Here is an 18,809-nt window from a genome sequence, read left to right on the forward strand (position 1 = left end):
CGAATGTTACATTCCGTAGGTCGTGACCAGCAGGATCGAGAGCGTGGTCACCATGATGAAGACCAGCGGCACACCCGTGCGAATATAGTCTTTGAACTCATAGCTGCCCTCCGACATGATCAGCATGTTGGTCTGGTATGCAATCGGCGTCGCGTAACACAGGTTGCACCCGAACAGCACAGCCAGGATCAGCGGCTCCGGCGGCAGTCCCAGTTGTGTCGCGATATTGTATGCGATCGGAGTGCCGACGGTTGCCGCCGTGGCATTTGAAGCAAAGTTCGTCAGCAGCGTGACGAACAACATGATCGCCGCCAGCACCGCAGCGGCGGGTAAATGCTGAAGCCCCAGCGCCATGGCCTGGCCCAACCAGGCAGCAGCACCGCTGTCATCGATGATACGCCCAATCGCAATACTGGCGGCCACCAGCACGATCACCTTGGCCGAAAGCGCGCGCCCCACCCGGTCGAACTTCACGCAGCCGGTCACGAACATCAGGATCGACCCGGCAAGGGCCGAGATGGCGATCGGAAAAATACCCACCGATGCCGTGGCGACCGAGAATAACATGATCGCAGCCGAAAGTAGCGCCTTGGACTTGCGCGGCAGTTCACGCGCGCCTTCCAGCATGAGCAGGCTGTCAGCATCGGCGAATTCCTGCAGGCTTTCCGGCAGGCCCATCACTAGCAGCACGTCGCCTTCCGAGATCCGCAAGTCTCCGCCTTCGCTGTACTGCTCACGCTCGCCCATCAACCGCTCGGGCCGGTGGATACCCAGCACAGCCACTCCGTAGAGGTCAGCAATGCCCGACGTCGGCAAGGTGCGATTGATCAGCCGCGAATCCGCGGTGACGGTCATTTCGACAACCGTAATATCCTGCCGCTTGGCCGAGGATTCGCGCCGGATGCGATCGACCACCCAGGTCGGCGCGAGATATCCTTTGAGTTCGCGTACGGCATCTTCAAGCGCTTCGTGCGTGCCCGACACATGCAACCGCTGCTGCGGCTGAAGCGGGCCTTCCGGCTGGTCGTGGAAACGGATGTCTGCAGGCAGCCGCGGCGTTATCGAGGAGAGCTCCTCGCCCGCCAGCGAACTGTCCGGTCCGATTCGCAGGCGCGTGTGGAACCGGCGCTTAACCGATTTGTCGATCACGCTGTTGTCACCCAGCAGCCGCGGCATCACCAGCCACAGATAGGGCAATGCCACCAGTGCAGCGACCAGCACGATCGGGGTATAGTGGAACACCCCCATTTGCGGCATCCCAAGGTCCACCGCGATCGAGACCACCAGGATGTTGGTAGATGTGCCGATGGTGGTCGCCATGCCGCCAATCAGGACCGCCGCATTGAGCGGTATAAGTGTCTTCGAAGCGGGCATCGCGCCGCGTGCGGCCAGGGCAACGAAGATCGGCATCAACAGCACCAGGACTGGCGTATCGTTCACCGCCATCGATAAAGTCATGGCGATGAGCAGCGAGACCAGCAGGCCAAGCTGCAGGTTGAACTTGAACACCCTCTCCAGGAAACGTGCTGCAGGTTCCAATGCGCCCGTGACAACGAGCCCCCGCCCCATAATCATCAGCGCGCAAATGGTGATCAGCGCATAGTGCCCGAAGCCGGAAAAGGCCAAGGCCAGACCGTCTGTCGGCTTGGTTCCTTCAAGCGGGAAGAAATACAACCCCACCGCGATGACAGCGATGGTCAGCAGCGAAACGATTTCGATCGGCATCCGTCCGCGCGCAAAGGCGATGAACATCGCGACGGTAACCGCCATCGCCGCCAGCGCATGGAAAGAAGGTAAATCGATCATTCCTGGAAGGGCTTACACCAGATCAGCGGCGAATTCGCAAGAATTCGGGCTGAGCACGCCGATCGGCTTGATATGGATCGAAGTGGTGCCCCTGGCCCGACTCGAACGGGCACTCCGTTAGGAACTCGATTTTGAGTCGAGCGCGTCTACCAATTCCACCACAGGGGCTCCCGGGCAGGGGCGCGTGTTAGCCGCGCCTTCGCCCGGCTTCAAGCCTTAAGCGCGCCCGCCAGCAGCTTGTGCAGTTTCGAATGCAGGGCATCATTGGCGGCGAGTACCTGCCCAGCTGCGATCGGCTGCGATCGGCCGCGGTAGTCGCTGACGAAGCCGCCAGCTTCGCGCACCAGCAAACAGCCGGCGGCGGTATCCCAGTCGCTCAGGCCGGTTTCCCAGAAACCGTCGAAGCGCCCGGCGGCAACCCATGCAAGGTCGAGCGAGGCTGCACCAAAGCGCCGGATCCCGGCCACTTCGGTCCCGATCGCGGCGTAGATCTTCATCCACTCGCCCGGATCGCCTGCACCCTGGAAGGGGATACCGGTGGCGATCAATGCGTCTGATAGCCGCGAACGCGAGGACACGCGCAGCCGGGCGTCCTGCAACCATGCACCGCGCGTCTTTTCCGCCCAGAAGGTTTCGTCGGTGATCGGTTGGTAGATCACCCCTGCTGTCACTTCGCCCCAGCCCGAACCGTCCGGCTTGGGTTCCTGCACGGCAATCGAAATCGCGAAATGCGGAATGCCGTGGAGGAAATTGCTGGTTCCGTCGAGCGGATCGATGATCCAGCGCGGCTTTGAAGGATCGCCTTCGATGATCCCCGCTTCTTCCAGCACGAAGCCCCAGTCAGGCCGTGCATGCAGCAGCTCGTCATAGATCGTCCGCTCGGCCCGCATGTCTGCCTTCGACACGAAATCCGCCGGCCCCTTGCGGCTGACCTGCAAGTGTTCAACTTCGCCGAAGTCGCGGCGCAGACGGCCACCCGCCTTGCGGGCCGCCTTTTCCATCACGCGAATGAGGCCGGAATACATCGACATGGGCGTTAGCTGGCCTTCCCGACGTAGCTCTGTTCGTAAACGTCGACGATGATGCGCGTGCCGCTTTCGATGTGCGGGGGCACCATGATGCGTACGCCATTGTCGAGAATTGCCGGCTTGTAGCTGGAGGATGCGGTTTGCCCTTTTACGACAGCATCGGCTTCGACGATGGTCGCTTCGATCTGAGCGGGAAGCTCGACGCTGATCGGCTTTTCTTCCCACAATTCAAGGGTCACCTGCATCCCGTCCTGCAGGAACGGGCGCGCATCGCCCAGAAGGTCGCTCGGCAGGTTGATCTGCTCGTAGGTGTCATTATCCATGAACACCAGCATCTCGCCGTCTTCGTAGAGGAACTGGAATTCCTTGGTGTCGAGGCGGACACGCTCGACCGTGTCGGCGCTGCGGAAGCGGACATTGGTCTTGCGGCCGTCCTGCAGGTTCTTCATTTCCACCTGCATATAGGCACCGCCCTTGCCAGGCTGGGTGTGCTGGATCTTGGAAACCTTCCAGATGCCGCCTTCATACTCAAGGATATTGCCGGGGCGAATATCGACGCCGCTGATCTTCATGGGTGCTAACCTTTTCAAGGAACCTGCAGGGTGATGCCCTGCCTATTGTTGCGCGCGCCCTTAGCCGAGCAATGCATGCGGGGCAAGGCGGCTGGCGAGCGATAGGAGAACATGGTAGCGCCGCGCGAATGAAACAGACCCTTGCCTTCGCCACTGTCGTACTGATTGCCCTTGCCGTGCCAGCGCGGGCCGAGATGCTCAAGACCATGCCGCACGGGCCCTATGAATGCGCCTTGCCGGGTGATGCCGCGGGGGCCGCATGGATCCCTCAGCCGGCTGACAGTTTCACGATCACGCGCGCCTCGCGCTATCGCAGCCCCGAAGGGCGCGGCACTTACCTGCTCAAGGGCGACATGTTGACCTTCACTGCAGGTCCCAAGAACGGCTTGCAGCTGCGCCGCACCGGCACCAACGAACTGCGCGCAATCGACGCCGATGGCTCGACCGGGCGGTTGATTTGCGTGCGAGTGGGAAGCAATCGCTAGCGAGCGCTTGCCTTTTCGATCGCGGCGGCGAAATCACGCACGGCCTGCGCTTCGTCGCCGTTCCAGACCGCGCCTGACACCGCCACGAAATCTGCGCCGGCTTCTACCAGCACGCCGCAATTGGCAGGCGTGATCCCGCCGATGGCAACACAGGGTATCTCGAACAGCTGGTTCCACCATGTAAGCAGCTCCGGCTCAGGGTGAAACTCGGTTTCCTTGGTAGTCGAGGGGAAGAACGCTCCGAACGCGACATAATCGGCGCCTGCTTCGCCCGCTTCCATCGCCAGGTGGCGGCTATCATGGCAGGTGACGCCGATCTGTGCGTCGCGGCCCAATTCTTCACGCGCGACCTTCGGGTTGCCGTCCTTTTGACCCAGATGCACGCCATCCGCCTTCAAGCGCTTGGCCAGCGCGACACTGTCGTTGACGATAAAGGCTACATCGCGTTCGACACAGATTTTCTGGAGCGGTTCGGCCAGCCTTGCTGCCTCATGCTGGTCCAGGCCTTTCACGCGGAACTGGAAAGCAGTCACGATCCCCTCTCCCGCATCGATCGCGCGTGCCAGACGCGCCGGGAAATCACCGGTCACATCGAGCGGTGAAATGAGGTACAATTGAGTGTGAGGCAGGTGATCGTTCATGCTGCGCTCAATAACGAATCGCGATTATTGCGCAATGGAACTCGCATCGCTTCCGTTTGCGCTGGGTGCAATCGCGCTCGCTGCCTGTGCCACGCCCAAGGAGCTGCCAGGCTGCCGCAATCACGAATGCATTGCACTGGGCGAGCGGCAGGTGCTCATGACGGGTGTGGCAGTGACGCCCCTGTCTGTCGTCGAGGACAGTCGCTGTGCGATTGAGGTCGACTGCGTCTGGGCTGGCCGGGTGATCGTCCAGGCCCAAGTCGAGCTGGAGCATGAGTTGGTCACGGTTGCGCTAGATTCCAGCGCGCCCCTCCATATCAATGCAGGAATGCTGTCGATCGCCGAAATAGCGCCCGATAAATCCATCAACTGGCAGATCGAGCCCGAAAACTATCGCTTCGCCTTCACTTTCGTGCCTGACATAATGGAAAGCCCAAAGACCGGTAATTAGGATCCCTGCGCTTGCTCAGCCTGCGACCGACGCCCGGTAAATCGCCTCGATCGCATCGCCCAGCGCCGCATCGAATTCCGCGTCCGACTGTCCCTTGCGAAGGTCCTGAAGCAATCCCCGGCTGAAGCTGGCGATCATGCCCGCATTCCGCGCTAGGTGCGCACAAGCGTCATCGGTCGAATAACCACCGGAAAGCGCCACCACGCGCAGGACATTGGGATGGGCAATCGCAGGGGCATAAAGGTTGGCTGTCGCCGGGATCGAAAGCTTGAGCATGACCTGGCGGCCCTCGGGCAAGGCGTCGAGCCCTTTCATGATTTCGGCCAACAGGATCGCTTCGCCATCGGCGCGGTCAGCAGCGTTGATGTCATACTCAGGCTCGAGGATCGGCATCAGCCCGGCGTCGGCAATCCGCGCACCATATTCGAACTGCTGCGCCACGATCGCGGCAATCCCGGCCGGATTGGCGGATTTGATCACCGAACGCATCTTCGTGCCGAACATTCCGGCCGCCGCCGACTTTTCCAGCAGCGCGTCGAGCTTGGTCATGTCCTTCATCAGCTGGACGCCTTGGGCTTCGTCCTCAAGGCCCTGGTCCACCTTGATAAACGGCACGATACCGCGCTGCTTGAGCGCTTCAGCGGTCGGCACGCCTTCGACCAGTCCATCCATCGTCTTTTCGAACAGGATCGCTCCGATCACCTTGCCGCTGGCGAAGCTGGGCGCAGTAATCACGCGCGCACGCATGGCATGGATCGCGGCAAACATCTCGTCGTCACCCGACCATTCGCTGTCCTCGACGCCATAACCGCGCAGCGCTTTGGGGGTCGATCCGCCCGACTGGTCAAGCGCGGCGATAAAGCCCTGCCCGTTGGCGATGCGGTCGGTCATTTCCTGCGTCTTCATGCAACTATCCCTGTCTATGCATACCTATGCACGATCTGGCGCGCCCTTAACCAGCGGGTGGCTGTGCTGCAAGCTCGTACGATCCTATTTCGACAGCGCTGCGACGCCGGGCAGGACCTTGCCTTCCATCCACTCAAGGAATGCGCCCCCGGCAGTCGACACATAGGTCACTTCGTCAGCAACCCCGGCATGCGCCAGCGCCGCCACGGTATCACCTCCGCCCGCGACCGAGATCAGGGAGCCTTCCTGAGTCAGCGCGGCAGCGGTGCGCGCCAGTGCAACGGTGGCTTCATCGAAGGGCGGCGTCTCGAAGGCGCCCAGCGGCCCGTTCCACACCAGCGTGCGGCAGGTCTTGAGCACGTCAGCCAGCGCTTCGACCGCCTGCGGGCCGATATCGAGGATCATCTCGTCGGCCGCAACTTCATGGACATTGCAGGTGCGCAAGCTGGCCGGATTGGGCGCGAATTCCTTGGCCACCACAACGTCATAGGGCAGATGGACGGTGCATCCCGCATGGTCGGCCTCGTCCATGATCTTGTTGGCAGTCGCGGTCAGGTCGTGTTCGCAAAGCGACTTGCCGACATTGACGCCGCGCGCCGCCAGGAACGTATTCGCCATGCCCCCGCCGATGATCAGGTGCTGCACCTTGCCGACAAGGTTTTCCAGCACCGCCAGCTTGGTCGAGACCTTAGCCCCGCCAACCACTGCCGCAACCGGTGTTTGCGGGGTGCCAAGCGCGGCATCGAGCGCCTTGAGCTCAGCTTCCATCGCGCGCCCGGCATAGGCGGGCAGCAGATGCGCCAGCCCCTCGGTCGTGGCATGCGCCCGGTGTGCAGCGGAAAAGGCATCGTTGACGTAGATATCACCGAGCTCAGCGATCGCTGCGGCAAAGGCAGGATCGTTGGCTTCTTCACCCGGCCAGAAACGAACATTGTCCATCAGGCCGATATCGCCCGGGCGAAGGATACCGATTGCCTGTTCCGCAACGGGACCGGACACCTCCGGGATGAACATGATTTCTTTGCCGAACACCTTCTCGACATCGCCCTGCACCATGCTGGTGGAGAGCACCGAGCTGCGCATGCCACCCGGGCGCCCGAAATGCGCCAACAACAGCACCTTGGCGCCCTTTTCGCACAATTCGAGCACGGTCGGTTTGGCAGCCTCGACCCGGGTCACATCGGTCGCCGAACCGTCCTTCATCGGCAGGTTCAGATCGACACGCACCAGCGCGACCTTGCCGGTCAGGTCGTCAGGCAGATCGTCGAGGGTCTTGAAGGCCGCCATCATGCCAATCCTTTAAAGGAACTTCGCCATCACTCCGGTGGTGTCGATCATGCGGTTGGAGAAACCCCATTCGTTGTCATACCAGCTGACCACGCGGCAGAGCTTGCCTTCCATCACGGTTGTCTCGAGGCTGTCGATCGTCGAGCTGGCCGGATAGTGGTTGAAGTCAGAGCTGACCAGCGGCTGGTCGGTGTAATCGAGCACACCCTTCATCGGGCCTTCCGCGGCCGCCTTGAGCGCGGCGTTGATCTCGTCCACGCTGGTGTCGCGCTTCGGCGTAAACACCAGGTCGACCATCGAGACGTTCGGGGTCGGCACACGCACTGACGAACCGTCGAGCTTTCCCTTCAGCTCCGGCAGAACCAGGCCAACGGCGCGGGCAGCGCCGGTGGTGGTCGGGATCATGTTCTGCGCCCCGCCCCGCGCACGGCGCAGGTCCTTGTGGATCTGGTCGAGCATGCGCTGGTCGTTGGTGTAGCTGTGGATCGTGGTCATGAAGCCGCGCTCGATCCCGACCGTGTCATGCAGCACTTTGGCCATCGGCGCCAAGCAGTTGGTGGTGCAGCTGGCGTTGGAAATGATCACGTCATCCGCGGTCAAAGTGTCATGGTTCACGCCGAAGACGATGGTCTTCGAAACGCCGGTGGCCGGCGCGGAGATGATCACGCGCTTGGCGCCAGCTTTCAGGTGCGGCTCGGCGGCTTCGTGGCTCTGGAAGAAGCCGGTGCATTCCATGACAATGTCGATACCGTTGGCGGCATGCGACAGATTGCCAGGATCACGCTCGGCGGTGACATGGATCCGCTTGCCATTGACGACCAGATCGTTGCCGTCGACTTCGACCTTGCCGGGGAAGCGACCATGCGTGCTGTCGAACCCGAACAACAGCGCGTTGGACTTGGTATCGGCCAGGTCGTTGATCGACACCAGCTCCAGATCGTGATCGTCGCGCTCAAGAATGGCCCGTGCGACGAGCCGCCCGATCCGTCCGAAACCGTTGATTGCAACCTTCGTCGTCATTGCAAGGAACTCCTGCTTATCCGTTGAGTTTGTTCAAGATCTTGGGGACGATCGCGTCCGCAGTGAAACCGAATTTGGCAAACAATTGTTCGGCCGGAGCCGAGGCGCCAAACCGGTCTAGCCCGATGTTGAGCCCGTCGGTCCCGGTGTAGCGCTCCCACCCGAAGGTCGTGCCTGCTTCTACCGAAACCTTGAGACAATCGGCGGGGAATACGTCTGCACGATATTCTGCCGATTGTTCGTCGAACAATTCGGTCGAAACCATCGAAACCACATCGGTGCCGATACCCTGCTTTTCCAGCTCGGCTGCACAGGCGAGCGCCACCTCGACTTCAGAGCCCGTGGCAGCGATCACGACCTTGCGCGCGCCTTCCGCAGCCTTGAGGCGATAGCCGCCGCGCGCGGACAGGTTTTCCTGCACCATCTCAAGCCGTACCTGCGGCAGGTTCTGGCGACTTAGCGCCAGTACCGAAGGGCGATTGCTCTGCTTTAACGCGATTTCCCAGCATTCCGCTGTTTCCACTACATCAGCCGGGCGCATGACGAGCAGGTTGGGCATCGCACGGAGCGAGGCGAGGTGCTCGACAGGCTGGTGGGTCGGCCCGTCTTCACCCAGCCCGATGCTGTCATGCGTCATCACGTAGATCACGCGGCATTGTTGCAATGCGGAAAGCCGGATCGCACCGCGGGCATAGTCGGTGAAGACCAGGAATGTCCCGCCATAGGGAATCACACCGCCGTGCAGCGCCATGCCGTTCATGGCGGCGGCCATGCCGAATTCGCGAATGCCGTAATAGACATAGCGGCCGCCGTAATTGTCAGCGCTGAAGGCTTCGATCCCGCCCGCCTTGGTGTTGTTCGAGCCGGTCAGGTCGGCACTGCCGCCGATCGTGTCAGGCAGGCGCGGGTTGATCTCCGCCAGCGCCATTTCCGAGGCTTTGCGCGTCGCGACCTTCTTCGGATCGGCGATCAGCGAAGCGACATAGTTCTTCATGGCATCGCCGTGCGGCAATTCGCCGGCCATGCGGCGCGTAAACTCCGCCATGTGCCCTGAAGCGTCGAGCCGCCCTGCCCATGCGCAATGCGCTTCCTTGCCGGCCTGCGCCGTGGCGCGCCAATCGGCGAGGATGTTTTCCGGAACAACGAAGGGGTCATAGTGCCAACCAAGCGCATCGCGTGCCGCAGCCACTTCATCGGGCCCCAGCGGCGAGCCATGAGTAGCGCTGGTGCCCTGCTTGTTGGGCGCCCCCTTGCCGATCACCGTCTTACAGGCGACCAGCGATGGGCGGTCATCCGCGACCGCCTCGTCCAGCGCCCGGGCGATATCGGCAAAGTCATGCCCGTCACAGCTCGTGACGTGCCAGCCAGTCGCTGCGTAGCGTGCCTTGATGTCCTCGCTGGTCGAAAGGTCTGTCCGGCCATCGATGGTGATGTCGTTATCGTCCCACAGCACGATCATCCGACCGAGCTTGAGGTGCCCGGCAAGGCCGATGGCTTCGTGGTTGATGCCTTCCATGAGGCATCCGTCACCGGCGATCACCCAAGTGCGGTGATCAACCAGATCGTCGCCGAACACCGCATTGAGGTGCCGCTCTGCCATGGCCATGCCCACCGCCATCGCCAGTCCCTGCCCAAGCGGGCCGGTTGTACATTCGACACCGGGCAGCAGGAAGTTCTCGGGGTGGCCGGCGCATGGCGACCCGAGCTGCCGGAAATTGCGAATGTCTTCGAGCGTCGGTTGCTCATAACCTGAAAGATAGAGAAGGCTGTAAATTAGCATCGAGCCGTGCCCGGCGGAGAGCACGAAACGGTCGCGATCGGCCCACTTTGGCGCGGCGGGATCGAACTTGAGATATTTCGACCAGAGCACCGTTGCGACGTCGGCCATCCCCATCGGCATCCCCGGATGGCCGGAGTTGGCGGCCTGCACAGCGTCCATCGACAGGGCGCGGATCGCATTGGCCATCGGCTGGAGACGGGCGGGATCGAGGCTCATGCGGATCGTGCTCCTGATTGCTGCGAGCGATGCCGGCGAGCATCCGCCCAATGCGTCGATTCGACGCGTTGCGGGGACCCTTTGCGGAGGGCGTGAATGAGGTCAACCCGCCGTTATGCCGGTTTCACCGGCGAGGCCGATTTTCCTTGCCAGTTCGCAAGCCTAGATGACTTATCAACAGGCACCCCCAAGGCTTTGCTGTTTCGAGGTAAATCGGGTAAAAAGCGGTAAGGAAGGGAAGAGGATGGAGCAGTCACTCCAGCGTATCGAAGCCGCCCTGGTCCGCATTGATGCGGCAGCAGCCCGGCTCGGCCCCGTGAAAGCCGACAGCGAACTGGAACGAAAACACGCCGACTTGCGTGCTGAAGTCAGCGCAACGCTGCGCGATCTCGACCGCCTTATCGATGGACTGGAGCCATGAGCGAGGTAACGCTTCAGATCGGCGGCAGGGCTTACAAGGTTGCCTGCGCGGATGGCGAGGAGGCACAGCTGGCCCGCCTCGGAGGCATGATCGGGCAGAAACTGAAGCAAATGGAAGGCAACCTTGCGCCCAGTGAGGCGCAAAACCTGCTGTTTGCTGCGCTGCTGCTGGCCGATGAGCTGCACGAAGCGCGCGCAGCGATGGGCGGCGCAGGATCCTCCTCTGATGACCGTCTGGCCGAACTTCAGGACAAGGCAGAAGCGGCAGCCAAGGCGCAGCGTGATGCCGCGCTCGAGCTCGAGGCGCTGCGCGCTGAGCGGGATACGCTGGCCAACGATCTAGCCAATATCCGGTCTGCTACAGCGGGCCAGCAGCCGCTGTTCGAAACCGGCGAGGTCGCCCAGAAGCTCGATCAACTCGCGAGCCAGCTAGAAAAATGCGCGGATTCGCTTGAGAGCCGGCTCGGCTACTCCTAGATAAGAGGCGGCGGGACTGCCCGGCACGAGCCGTTTGAATATCCCTGAGGCTATAAGCAATCCTTGGGAGCTGTCCCTGCCCTGGTTTACGGGTTCGTCCTGGGGGCCGGGGTATACGGCGCCCACCTGACGTCGAGGCGTCAGAGGATTTCTCGAGCAACCGACCCATGGTGGTTCCGCCACTTTCTTGCTGAAGTACAACCGATTAAAGCCGTTCGGGCTGAGCCTGCCGAAGCCGCACACTTCGTGTGCACCGAACCACCCGAAGGAAGAACGGCCCTTCGACAAGCTTAGGGCGAACGGTGGAAGACAAGGCCATCCTGCGAAAGCAATTGCGCGAAATACGCCGCGAACATGTGAACGGTATGCCCGAAGCAATGCGCGGGCTCGTGTTCCGCCACCCCCCAGGCACGATCCTGGAAAAAATCGGGCCTGATGCCGTCATCGGTCTTTATCATGCCGCACCATTCGAGGCCCCGACCGCCAGTTACCTTGGCCATTTCCACGAAAAAGGCCACCGGATCGCCTTGCCGAGATTTGCATCACGCGGTGCGCAGATGGAATTTGCGCTCCACACCGATCCCTATGGAGAAAGCGACCTTGAATTCGGGCCCTTTGGCATGCTTCAACCGCTGCCTGAGGCCGATGCTGTCATCCCCGAGATATTGTTCGTGCCCCTGATCGGCTTTACCGCCCGCGGCGAACGCTTGGGCCAGGGCGGCGGACATTATGATCGCTGGCTGGCGGAACATCCGGGGCGGATCGCGATTGGTCTGGCATGGGATGTCCAGCTGCGCGACGAATTGCCACGCGAGCCGCATGACGTGATGCTGGATGCCGTGATCACACCCACTCGAATGTACGGACCTTTCTGATGCGCGACCAACCGACCTGGCGGATACCCTTCGGAATACTTGGCCTGCTTCTCGCGCTAACGGTCTACGGGATCGTGATCGCCCGTTATGCCCCGGATCTGATCGGTAGTTGGCCAACACTGGCGCAGACACTGGTCTATATCGTGCTGGGCGTTATCTGGCTGCTGCCGCTGAAGCGTTTCCTGATCTGGATGGAGACAGGCCGCTGGGGTTAGGGTAAAACCCTGCAGAACTCTTCGAGGGATAGTATTGAACAAGCGCCTCACCTTCGTTCTTGTTCTCATTGCCATCGTTGGTGGCATCCTGTTCATCTTTGGCCAGCGTTGGATCGGCGAGCGAGCGTTTGAAACCGCCGTCGACAGGCGCGCAGGCGTCGATCAGACAGCGCAACTTCCAGACGGCCTCCACGTTTATGTCTGCGGCAGTGGTTCACCCATGACCGACGCCAAGCGCGCCGGGCCATGCCTTGCGGTACTGGCGGGACGGCAGGGCTTCGTATTCGACACAGGCTCCGGCTCCGTCCGCAAGCTCGGCGCGATGGGCTTTCCCTTCGAGCGCCTAGATGCCGCGTTCCTCACCCATTTGCATTCCGACCACCTCGACGGGCTGGGCGAACTGATGTTGCAGGCTTGGATCGCTGGCGGCCGCGACACCCCCCTCCCCATCTATGGCCCGCCAGGCACCGATCGGGTCGTCGACGGCTTCATGCAGGCCTATGAGATCGATCGTGGTTACCGCATCGCCCATCACGGGCCGGAAGTGGCCCGCCCCGGCGGTTTCGGCGGTGAAGTGCGCCTGATAGATTTTCCAAACGAAGAGAGAGCCGACGACATCGTCTTTCGTGACGACGACATCGTCATCCGCGCCTTGCCGGTCAACCATGCTCCGGTCGACAATTCCTATGCGTTTCGCATCGAGTACAAGGGGCGCTCGGTCGTTATCAGCGGCGACACCAAATACTTGCCTGCGCTTGCGCGCTTTGCGGAAGGCGCCGACGTGATCTTCCATGAAGCGCTTAACCCGCAGATGGTCGGCAAGCTTGGAGAGACGCTGGCGGCGCGCGGCAATGCCGATGCGGCCAGGATCATGGCCGACATTCCCGATTACCACACATCACCCGAAGATGCGGCCCGGATAGCACAGACCGCCGGTGCCAAGGCGCTCGTTCTTTATCATCTCGTCCCGGCCCCACCGGCACGGCTGATCGAGCAGGTCTTCCTGGGTGATGCCGCGGACCAATTCGACGGCGAGCTTGAGCTGGCAGAGGATGGAATGATGGTCAGCCTGCCCGCAAACAGCGAGCAGGTTGATTTCGACCAGCTTCTTTAAGAAGGTCCCAAGTGGCGCGAGTGACGGGACTTGAACCCGCGACCTTCGGCGTGACAGGCCGACACTCTAACCAACTGAGCTACACCCGCGCATTTCGGCGGCAGCGCCTCTTGGGAGACGCGCCAATAGGGCCGGTCGCCAAGGCTGTCAACGGTCAAATCGGCAAGAATTTGGCCGCCACGACCTATCAGCAGTTTTCATATTTCCAGTTACGTTTCTTGCCCTCGGTCAGCCACTCGATCGTCTGCGCAACACGCTTTGTGCGCGTCTCGTCGCGCTTCGCAGAAGTGATCCATTCGATGTATTCGCGGCGATGTGACGGCGAGAAAGCCTCGAACGCTAATTTAGCCTTCGGAGCCTGGTCGAGCGCCGAAGCGAGTTCTGGCGGCACCGGCAATTCCGGCTTGGGCGCAGCTCTGGGCTTTGGCTTTGCCAACGCCGCCTTGCCCGCCTTGAACCGGGCGATCAGTTCGTCGTCTGGCGGCAGGTCATTGATGCTCGCAAGCTTGCCGAGCGAACCCATGCCGTCACCTGATTGATCCTCGCCATGTATGATAATCGCCGCGTGCGCCTTGAAAGACGCCATGCCGACGGTGTTTTTCCCGCCGACCATGAAGTGCGGCATGCCCCATTTAATACCCTCTTCCGCTTCAGGGAGTGCGCGGTGTACCAGCTTGCGTACATGCAGCAGGATGGGCTGCGCAAAAGGCGCTGCCTTGGCGATGTAATCGTCAACGCGCGGGTCTCTGGACATGTCGACACCTCCCGGTAGCCGACAGCCTAGCCCATTCAGTTTGCCAGCAACAGGGCCGGAGCTTCGATCAGTTTCTTGAGTTGCTGGACGAAGCTCGCCGCATCGTATCCATCGACTACGCGGTGGTCGCAGCTGATCGAGATATTCATCAGCTTGCGCTTCTCGATTCGCTCTCCGCCCATGCCATCGGGTACGAACATCGGCCGCTCGATAATCCTGTTGGGACCGATGATCGCAACTTCAGGCCGGTTGATCACCGGCGTGGTGGCGACGCCGCCCAGCGGCCCGAGCGAAGTGATGGTAAGCGTCGAGCCGGACAATTCTTCCGATTTAGCGGAGCCGTCGCGCGCAGCATCGGCCAGGCGGACGATCTCACGCGCCAGCTGCCAGATGTTGCGTGACTGGGCGTCACGGATCACCGGCACCATCAGGCCGTTGTCGGTCTGGGTCGCCATGCCCAGGTGCACCGCGCCATGCCGGGTGACAACATTCGCTTCATCGTCATAACGGGCATTGATCATCGGGAAATCGGGCAGCGTCTTGCAGATCGCAGCGATCAACAGCGGCAGCATGGTCAGCTTTGGCTTGTCGCCGCGGGCCGAGTTGAGTTGCGCACGCATCCGTTCAAGCTCGGTCACATCGCATTCCTCGACATAGGAGAAGTGCGGAATTTGCCGCTTCGATGCGGCCATGTTCTGCGCGATACGCTTGCGAAGGCCGATAACCTTGATCGTCTCGTCAGCGCGAGCGCGCCCCGCCGCAGCAAACCCGCCGCCGGCGTTGTAAGCCAGGAACTGGTCGAGATCGCCATGGCGGATGCGGCCGTCCTCGGCCGGTTTCACCTGTGCAAGGTCGATCCCCAGATCGCGCGCGCGCTGGCGGACAGCAGGGCTGGCCAGAACTTTGGCTTCATGGCGCGGTTCGGGCGCCGGGGTCGGCGCAGGCAGTGGCTCCGGCTCGGGATCGGCATCAAGCGCATCATTAGCGTCCGACGCACCCGACGTTTCGACTTCGATCCGTTCTGCGACCACTTCGGCCTTGGGTGCGGGGGCTGGCTCAGGAGCGTCCTCGACCTCGCCTTCGACCTCGATCACCAGCAACATCGAGCCGACTGCAATTGTGTCCCCCACTTGCCCGGCAATTTCCAGTACCTTGCCGTCGACCGGGCTTTCGATGTCGATCGTCGCCTTGTCGGTCATCACATCGACCAGGTGCTGGTCTTCGGACACCGTGTCGCCAACCTTGACGTGCCATTCGACGATTTCCGCCTCGGCCACGCCTTCGCCCACATCGGGCATGTTGAATGTGAACTTCGCCATTGCGGTCAGTCCTTCAGGATCTTGTCGATTGCATCCCCGATACGAACCGGGCCGGGGAAATAGGCCCATTCGAGGCTGTGCGGATAGGGTGTGTCAAAGCCGGTGACGCGTTCGACCGGAGCTTCGAGGTGATAGAAGCAGCGCTCGGTCACCAGTGCGGAAAGTTCCGCACCGAAACCGCTGGTACGGGTCGCTTCGTGCACGATCAGGCAGCGGCCGGTTTTTTCGACCGAGGCCTCGATCGCTTCGATATCGAGCGGGACCAGCGTGCGCAGGTCGAGGATTTCGGCATCGACGCCCTTGGCTTCGCAGACCGCCTCAACCACATGGACCATCGTGCCATAGGCGAGGATCGTCAGCGCATCGCCTTCGGTGACCTTGCGGGCCTTGCCGAGCGGGATGCGATAGTACCCCTCGGGAACGACGCTGTCCTTGTGCCTCTTCCATGGCTCGACCGGCTTGTCGTAATAGCCGGAAAACGGCCCGTTATAGATCCGCTTGGGCTCGAAGAAGATCACCGGATCATTGTCTTCGATCGCGGCAATCAGCAGCCCCTTGGCGTCATGCGGAGTGGACGGGATGACCGTTTTGAGCCCCGCAACATGGGTGAAGATCGCTTCGGGGCTCTGACTGTGCGTCTGGCCACCGAAGATGCCGCCACCGAAAGGCGAGCGCACCGTCAGCGGCGCGATGTAATCATTGGCCGAGCGATACCGCAGCCGCGCGGCTTCGCTGATGAGCTGGTCGAGCCCGGGATAGATGTAATCCGCGAACTGGATTTCGGGTACAGGGCGCAGGCCATAGGCGCCCATCCCCACAGCGACACCAATGATCCCGCATTCGGAAATCGGGGTGTCGAACACGCGGGTCTTGCCGTGCTTTTCCTGCAGGCCCGCCGTGCAGCGGAACACCCCGCCGAAATAGCCGACATCCTCGCCCATGATGATGACGTCAGGATCGCGGGTTAGCATGATATCGAGCGCATCGTTGATCGCCTCGATCATGTTGAGCCGACGCTCGGTGCCGGCATCAGTCACAGGGGCGCTGGTTGCTTCGCTGCTCATGTCCGGGGCCCTCCCTCGGGCCATTTGATCTTTCGCTCGCGGATCGCCTGCTCCGCTTGCTCCTCAAGGTGCCACGGCAATGTCTCGTAGACATCTTCGAACATGGTGTGGAACGGATGGTGCAGGCCGTGGCCCAGAACGCCGTTCTTTTCGGCTTCCTTGGTTGACGCCTTCACCCGCTCTGCGCATTCGAGGTCCATCGCCTCCTGCCGTGCCTCGTCCCATTCACCGATCGCGATCAGGTGGTTCTTGAGCCGGTTGATCGGATCGCCCAGCGGCCATTCCTCACGTTCCTGCGCGCTGCGATAGCCGCTGGGATCGTCGGAGGTGGAATGCCCTTCCGCACGATAGGTGAAATATTCAATCAGAGTTGGCCCGCCGTTGGCCCGCGCCCTGTTCGCCGCCCATTGCTCCGCCGCATAGCAGGCGAGCGCGTCGTTGCCGTCGACCCGCAAGCCGGCAAGGCCATAGCCCAGCGCGCGCGCCGCAAAAGTTGTGCGTTCCGCCCCCGCAAATCCGCTGAAACTGCTGATCGCCCACTGGTTGTTGATAACGTTGAGGATAACCGGTGCATTATAGACCGTGGCGAAGGTGCATGCCGAATGGAAGTCGCCTTCCGCCGTGCTGCCCTCGCCCACCCAGGTCGCGGCGATCCGGCTGTCACCCTTGATCGCGCTGGCCATCGCCCAGCCCACCGCTTGCGGGCACTGCGTCGCGAGATTGCCTGAAATCGAGAAGAAGCTGTGCTCGCGGCTGGAATACATGATCGGCAGCTGGCGGCCCTTCAGCTTGTCCCCCTTGTTCGAATAGATCTGGTTGATCATGTCGACGATGGGATAACCGCGGGCGATCAGGATGCCCTGTTGGCGATAGCTGGGAAACACCATGTCATCGCTCGCCAGCGCCATCGAAGATGGCAACGCTGGTCGCCTCTTCCCCGGTGCATTTCATGTAAAAGCTGGTCTTGCCCTGCCGCTGGCCGCGGAACATGCGATCATCGAATGCCCGCACCAGCGCCATGTTGTAGAGCATGGTGCGCAGCGTTTCGGGATCGAGCTTGGGATCCCATGGTCCGTGTGCTCGGTTGTCCTCGCCCAGCACGCGGATCAGCCCGAAGGCGAGGTCGTGCATGCTGTGGGGATCGGCGGTTTCGTCTGGACGCGGCAGCGTCCCCGCAGCAGGGATATCGAGATGGCTATAGTCGACCGTGTCACCCGGCCGGTATTTCGGCTCGGGAACGTGCAGCTGCAGCGCCGGCTTGTTGCTCTTGGGCAAAGGTGAATTGTCAGGCCGCTCGGCCATGTCCGGGCTCTCCCCTGCTACTAGCAGGTCTGTAGCAATCTTTTATTCGCGCGTTATTTTATTTCAAGCGCGGGGGCTGGTCAAGCGAATGACCGCGATTCCCCTCACACCGCAACGGGGGCGCTGATCGGCGGGTGCGGCGTGTAATCATGCACCACAAAATCCTCGATCGTGTAATCGAATATTGTTTCCGGACGCCGAGTAATCTCGAGCGTGGGGCGCCCCTGCGGCTCGCGTCGCAGCTGTTCGGTGATCAGGTGCTCGTGGTTGAGATAGAGGTGCACATCGCCACCCATCCACACCAGCTCACCCGGTTCAAGGTCGGTCTGCTGCGCAATCATCCGCTGGAGCAGCGCCGCCGACCACAGGTTGAACGGCAGGCCAAGCGCAACATCGCAACTGCGCTGGTAGAGCAGGCAGTTCAGGCGTTCCTTCCCTTTGGCCCCCGCAACGTGGAACTGATAGGTCTTGTGGCACGGCGGCAGCGCCATCCGGTCAAGCTCGGCGACGTTCCAGCCTTCGATAATATGGCGCCGGCTGCCGGGGTTGCTACGCAGGCTTTCGACCACTTCGGCGACCTGGTTGATCCCCGGCCCTTTCTCGTAGAGCCCGTCGGCGCGATAGCGGTAGGTCGGCCAGTCGACCCATTGCTTGCCATAGACCGGGCCGAGATCGCCCCAGCGCGCGGCGAATTCTTCGTCATCGGCGATCCGCTGGACGAAATCCTCGAGCGAAATGTCCTCACCCATTTCGCGCACATAGCGCGCATGCGGCCATTCGTTCCAGATCTTCACGCCTTGCAGCACCAGCGGGCGGATATTGGTCTCTCCGGTGAGAAACCACAGCATCTCGCGCGTCGCGGTTTTCCAATAGACCCGCTTGGTGGTGAGCAGCGGCATCGCCCCGCCCGCCAGATCGAATCGCAGCATCGCGCCGCAGATCGAGCGCGTCCCCACGCCCGTGCGATCGGTGCGCTCGCTACCCTGCTCCCAAATCTGGCGCATCAGGTCGAGATATTGCCATTCAGGGTACCGCGCGGCGGTTTCGGCAGGGGGAATCGCTAGACTGGCCATGGAC

General features: G+C 61.7%; 19 protein-coding genes, 2 tRNA genes, 1 other RNA gene and 1 pseudogene. 8 read left to right on the forward strand and 15 right to left on the reverse strand.

Annotated features, from left to right (window positions below; translation table 11 throughout):
• Window positions 1-6: 6 nt before the first annotated feature.
• The 4 genes from G6N82_RS01960 to efp form a co-directional block, all read right to left on the reverse strand.
• Window positions 7-1,806, reverse strand: coding sequence for an SLC13 family permease (locus tag G6N82_RS01960; protein WP_206520275.1), 1,800 nt, complete (start codon window positions 1,804-1,806; stop codon window positions 7-9).
• 83 nt (window positions 1,807-1,889) lie between these two features.
• A tRNA-Leu gene (locus tag G6N82_RS01965) sits at window positions 1,890-1,974 on the reverse strand.
• A gap of 41 nt (window positions 1,975-2,015) precedes the next feature.
• Window positions 2,016-2,837, reverse strand: a complete 822-nt coding sequence (locus G6N82_RS01970; protein WP_165193204.1) for an inositol monophosphatase family protein — start codon at window positions 2,835-2,837, stop codon at window positions 2,016-2,018.
• A 5-nt stretch (window positions 2,838-2,842) separates the two neighbouring features.
• Complete coding sequence (gene efp / locus G6N82_RS01975; RefSeq protein ID WP_165193206.1) at window positions 2,843-3,406, reverse strand: elongation factor P; 564 nt, start codon at window positions 3,404-3,406, stop codon at window positions 2,843-2,845.
• A 128-nt stretch (window positions 3,407-3,534) separates the two neighbouring features.
• Here efp and G6N82_RS01980 point away from each other — a divergent pair, with 128 nt between their 5' ends.
• Complete coding sequence (locus G6N82_RS01980; RefSeq protein WP_165193209.1) at window positions 3,535-3,891, forward strand: elongation factor P; 357 nt, start codon at window positions 3,535-3,537, stop codon at window positions 3,889-3,891.
• Here the strand turns inward: G6N82_RS01980 and thiE are convergent.
• Complete coding sequence (gene thiE / locus G6N82_RS01985; protein WP_165193211.1) at window positions 3,888-4,532, reverse strand: thiamine phosphate synthase; 645 nt, start codon at window positions 4,530-4,532, stop codon at window positions 3,888-3,890. The two genes, G6N82_RS01980 and thiE, sit on opposite strands and share 4 nt — an antisense overlap.
• A 34-nt stretch (window positions 4,533-4,566) precedes the next feature.
• Between thiE and G6N82_RS01990 the strand changes: the two genes are divergently transcribed.
• Window positions 4,567-4,983 carry a hypothetical protein gene (locus G6N82_RS01990; RefSeq protein ID WP_165193213.1) on the forward strand — a complete coding sequence of 139 codons (417 nt, stop codon included), beginning with the start codon at window positions 4,567-4,569 and terminating at the stop codon, window positions 4,981-4,983.
• Window positions 4,984-4,998: 15 nt separating this feature from the next.
• Here the strand turns inward: G6N82_RS01990 and G6N82_RS01995 are convergent, their stop codons facing one another.
• The 4 genes from G6N82_RS01995 to tkt form a co-directional block, all read right to left on the reverse strand.
• On the reverse strand, window positions 4,999-5,889 hold the full coding sequence (locus G6N82_RS01995) for a fructose bisphosphate aldolase (RefSeq protein WP_165193215.1): 891 nt from the start codon (window positions 5,887-5,889) through the stop codon (window positions 4,999-5,001).
• 84 nt (window positions 5,890-5,973) lie between these two features.
• Complete coding sequence (locus G6N82_RS02000; protein ID WP_165197871.1) at window positions 5,974-7,176, reverse strand: phosphoglycerate kinase; 1,203 nt, start codon at window positions 7,174-7,176, stop codon at window positions 5,974-5,976.
• 12 nt (window positions 7,177-7,188) lie between these two features.
• On the reverse strand, window positions 7,189-8,196 hold the full coding sequence (gene gap / locus G6N82_RS02005; protein WP_165193217.1) for a type I glyceraldehyde-3-phosphate dehydrogenase: 1,008 nt from the start codon (window positions 8,194-8,196) through the stop codon (window positions 7,189-7,191).
• A 16-nt stretch (window positions 8,197-8,212) separates the two neighbouring features.
• Entirely contained in the window at window positions 8,213-10,192 is a 1,980-nt protein-coding gene (gene tkt, locus G6N82_RS02010; RefSeq protein ID WP_165193219.1) for a transketolase, read from the reverse strand.
• Window positions 10,193-10,436: 244 nt separating this feature from the next.
• On the opposite strand from tkt, the gene G6N82_RS02015 reads away from it, so the two are divergent.
• The 6 genes from G6N82_RS02015 (at window position 10,437) to G6N82_RS02040 (ending at window position 13,293) form a co-directional block, all read left to right on the forward strand.
• Window positions 10,437-10,613 carry a hypothetical protein gene (locus G6N82_RS02015; protein WP_165193221.1) on the forward strand — a complete coding sequence of 59 codons (177 nt, stop codon included), beginning with the start codon at window positions 10,437-10,439 and terminating at the stop codon, window positions 10,611-10,613.
• Window positions 10,610-11,089, forward strand: coding sequence for a cell division protein ZapA (locus G6N82_RS02020; protein WP_165193223.1), 480 nt, complete (start codon window positions 10,610-10,612; stop codon window positions 11,087-11,089). The genes G6N82_RS02015 and G6N82_RS02020 overlap by 4 nt, the downstream gene beginning before the upstream one ends.
• Before the next feature lie 10 nt (window positions 11,090-11,099).
• Window positions 11,100-11,270, forward strand: a non-coding RNA gene (ssrS, locus tag G6N82_RS02025) — 6S RNA.
• Between the two features lie 121 nt (window positions 11,271-11,391).
• Entirely contained in the window at window positions 11,392-11,964 is a 573-nt protein-coding gene (locus tag G6N82_RS02030) for a 5-formyltetrahydrofolate cyclo-ligase (RefSeq protein ID WP_241255160.1), read from the forward strand.
• Window positions 11,964-12,179, forward strand: coding sequence for a DUF2842 domain-containing protein (locus G6N82_RS02035; protein ID WP_165193225.1), 216 nt, complete (start codon window positions 11,964-11,966; stop codon window positions 12,177-12,179). Before G6N82_RS02030 ends, G6N82_RS02035 begins: the two co-directional genes overlap by 1 nt.
• 34 nt (window positions 12,180-12,213) lie before the next feature.
• On the forward strand, window positions 12,214-13,293 hold the full coding sequence (locus G6N82_RS02040; protein WP_165193227.1) for an MBL fold metallo-hydrolase: 1,080 nt from the start codon (window positions 12,214-12,216) through the stop codon (window positions 13,291-13,293).
• A 12-nt stretch (window positions 13,294-13,305) separates the two neighbouring features.
• Here G6N82_RS02040 and G6N82_RS02045 read toward each other — a convergent pair.
• The 6 genes and pseudogenes from G6N82_RS02045 to thyA form a co-directional block, all read right to left on the reverse strand.
• Window positions 13,306-13,382 (reverse strand) — tRNA-Asp (locus tag G6N82_RS02045).
• A gap of 98 nt (window positions 13,383-13,480) precedes the next feature.
• On the reverse strand, window positions 13,481-14,047 hold the full coding sequence (locus G6N82_RS02050; protein ID WP_165193229.1) for a YdeI/OmpD-associated family protein: 567 nt from the start codon (window positions 14,045-14,047) through the stop codon (window positions 13,481-13,483).
• A gap of 35 nt (window positions 14,048-14,082) precedes the next feature.
• A complete protein-coding gene (locus tag G6N82_RS02055) occupies window positions 14,083-15,366 on the reverse strand; it encodes a dihydrolipoamide acetyltransferase family protein (protein ID WP_165193231.1) in 1,284 nt (427 codons plus the stop codon).
• Window positions 15,367-15,371: 5 nt separating this feature from the next.
• Complete coding sequence (locus G6N82_RS02060) at window positions 15,372-16,430, reverse strand: alpha-ketoacid dehydrogenase subunit beta (protein WP_165193233.1); 1,059 nt, start codon at window positions 16,428-16,430, stop codon at window positions 15,372-15,374.
• Window positions 16,427-17,732, reverse strand: a pseudogene (locus G6N82_RS02065) (3-methyl-2-oxobutanoate dehydrogenase (2-methylpropanoyl-transferring) subunit alpha). Before G6N82_RS02065 ends, G6N82_RS02060 begins: the two are co-directional and overlap by 4 nt.
• 104 nt (window positions 17,733-17,836) lie before the next feature.
• Entirely contained in the window at window positions 17,837-18,805 is a 969-nt protein-coding gene (gene thyA / locus G6N82_RS02070) for a thymidylate synthase (RefSeq protein WP_165193235.1), read from the reverse strand.
• Between the last annotated feature and the right edge of the window lie 4 nt (window positions 18,806-18,809).

Source organism: Altererythrobacter sp. BO-6 (assembly GCF_011047315.1).
Taxonomy (GTDB): domain Bacteria; phylum Pseudomonadota; class Alphaproteobacteria; order Sphingomonadales; family Sphingomonadaceae; genus Erythrobacter.

What these genes read in the sequence shown, in the direction of transcription:
- G6N82_RS02035 (WP_165193225.1), top strand. Translation starts at nt 11,964, where the DNA reads ATGCGCGACCAACCGACCTGGCGGATACCCTTCGGAATACTTGGCCTG.
- G6N82_RS01960 (WP_206520275.1), bottom strand. Translation starts at nt 1,806, where the DNA reads ATGATCGATTTACCTTCTTTCCATGCGCTGGCGGCGATGGCGGTTACC.
- thiE (WP_165193211.1), bottom strand. Translation starts at nt 4,532, where the DNA reads ATGAACGATCACCTGCCTCACACTCAATTGTACCTCATTTCACCGCTC.
- thyA (WP_165193235.1), bottom strand. Translation starts at nt 18,805, where the DNA reads ATGGCCAGTCTAGCGATTCCCCCTGCCGAAACCGCCGCGCGGTACCCT.
- G6N82_RS02060 (WP_165193233.1), bottom strand. Translation starts at nt 16,430, where the DNA reads ATGAGCAGCGAAGCAACCAGCGCCCCTGTGACTGATGCCGGCACCGAG.
- G6N82_RS01995 (WP_165193215.1), bottom strand. Translation starts at nt 5,889, where the DNA reads ATGAAGACGCAGGAAATGACCGACCGCATCGCCAACGGGCAGGGCTTT.
- efp (WP_165193206.1), bottom strand. Translation starts at nt 3,406, where the DNA reads ATGAAGATCAGCGGCGTCGATATTCGCCCCGGCAATATCCTTGAGTAT.
- G6N82_RS01980 (WP_165193209.1), top strand. Translation starts at nt 3,535, where the DNA reads ATGAAACAGACCCTTGCCTTCGCCACTGTCGTACTGATTGCCCTTGCC.
- G6N82_RS02015 (WP_165193221.1), top strand. Translation starts at nt 10,437, where the DNA reads ATGGAGCAGTCACTCCAGCGTATCGAAGCCGCCCTGGTCCGCATTGAT.
- gap (WP_165193217.1), bottom strand. Translation starts at nt 8,196, where the DNA reads ATGACGACGAAGGTTGCAATCAACGGTTTCGGACGGATCGGGCGGCTC.
- G6N82_RS02020 (WP_165193223.1), top strand. Translation starts at nt 10,610, where the DNA reads ATGAGCGAGGTAACGCTTCAGATCGGCGGCAGGGCTTACAAGGTTGCC.
- tkt (WP_165193219.1), bottom strand. Translation starts at nt 10,192, where the DNA reads ATGAGCCTCGATCCCGCCCGTCTCCAGCCGATGGCCAATGCGATCCGC.
- G6N82_RS02000 (WP_165197871.1), bottom strand. Translation starts at nt 7,176, where the DNA reads ATGGCGGCCTTCAAGACCCTCGACGATCTGCCTGACGACCTGACCGGC.
- G6N82_RS01990 (WP_165193213.1), top strand. Translation starts at nt 4,567, where the DNA reads ATGGAACTCGCATCGCTTCCGTTTGCGCTGGGTGCAATCGCGCTCGCT.
- G6N82_RS02050 (WP_165193229.1), bottom strand. Translation starts at nt 14,047, where the DNA reads ATGTCCAGAGACCCGCGCGTTGACGATTACATCGCCAAGGCAGCGCCT.
- G6N82_RS02055 (WP_165193231.1), bottom strand. Translation starts at nt 15,366, where the DNA reads ATGGCGAAGTTCACATTCAACATGCCCGATGTGGGCGAAGGCGTGGCC.
- G6N82_RS01970 (WP_165193204.1), bottom strand. Translation starts at nt 2,837, where the DNA reads ATGTCGATGTATTCCGGCCTCATTCGCGTGATGGAAAAGGCGGCCCGC.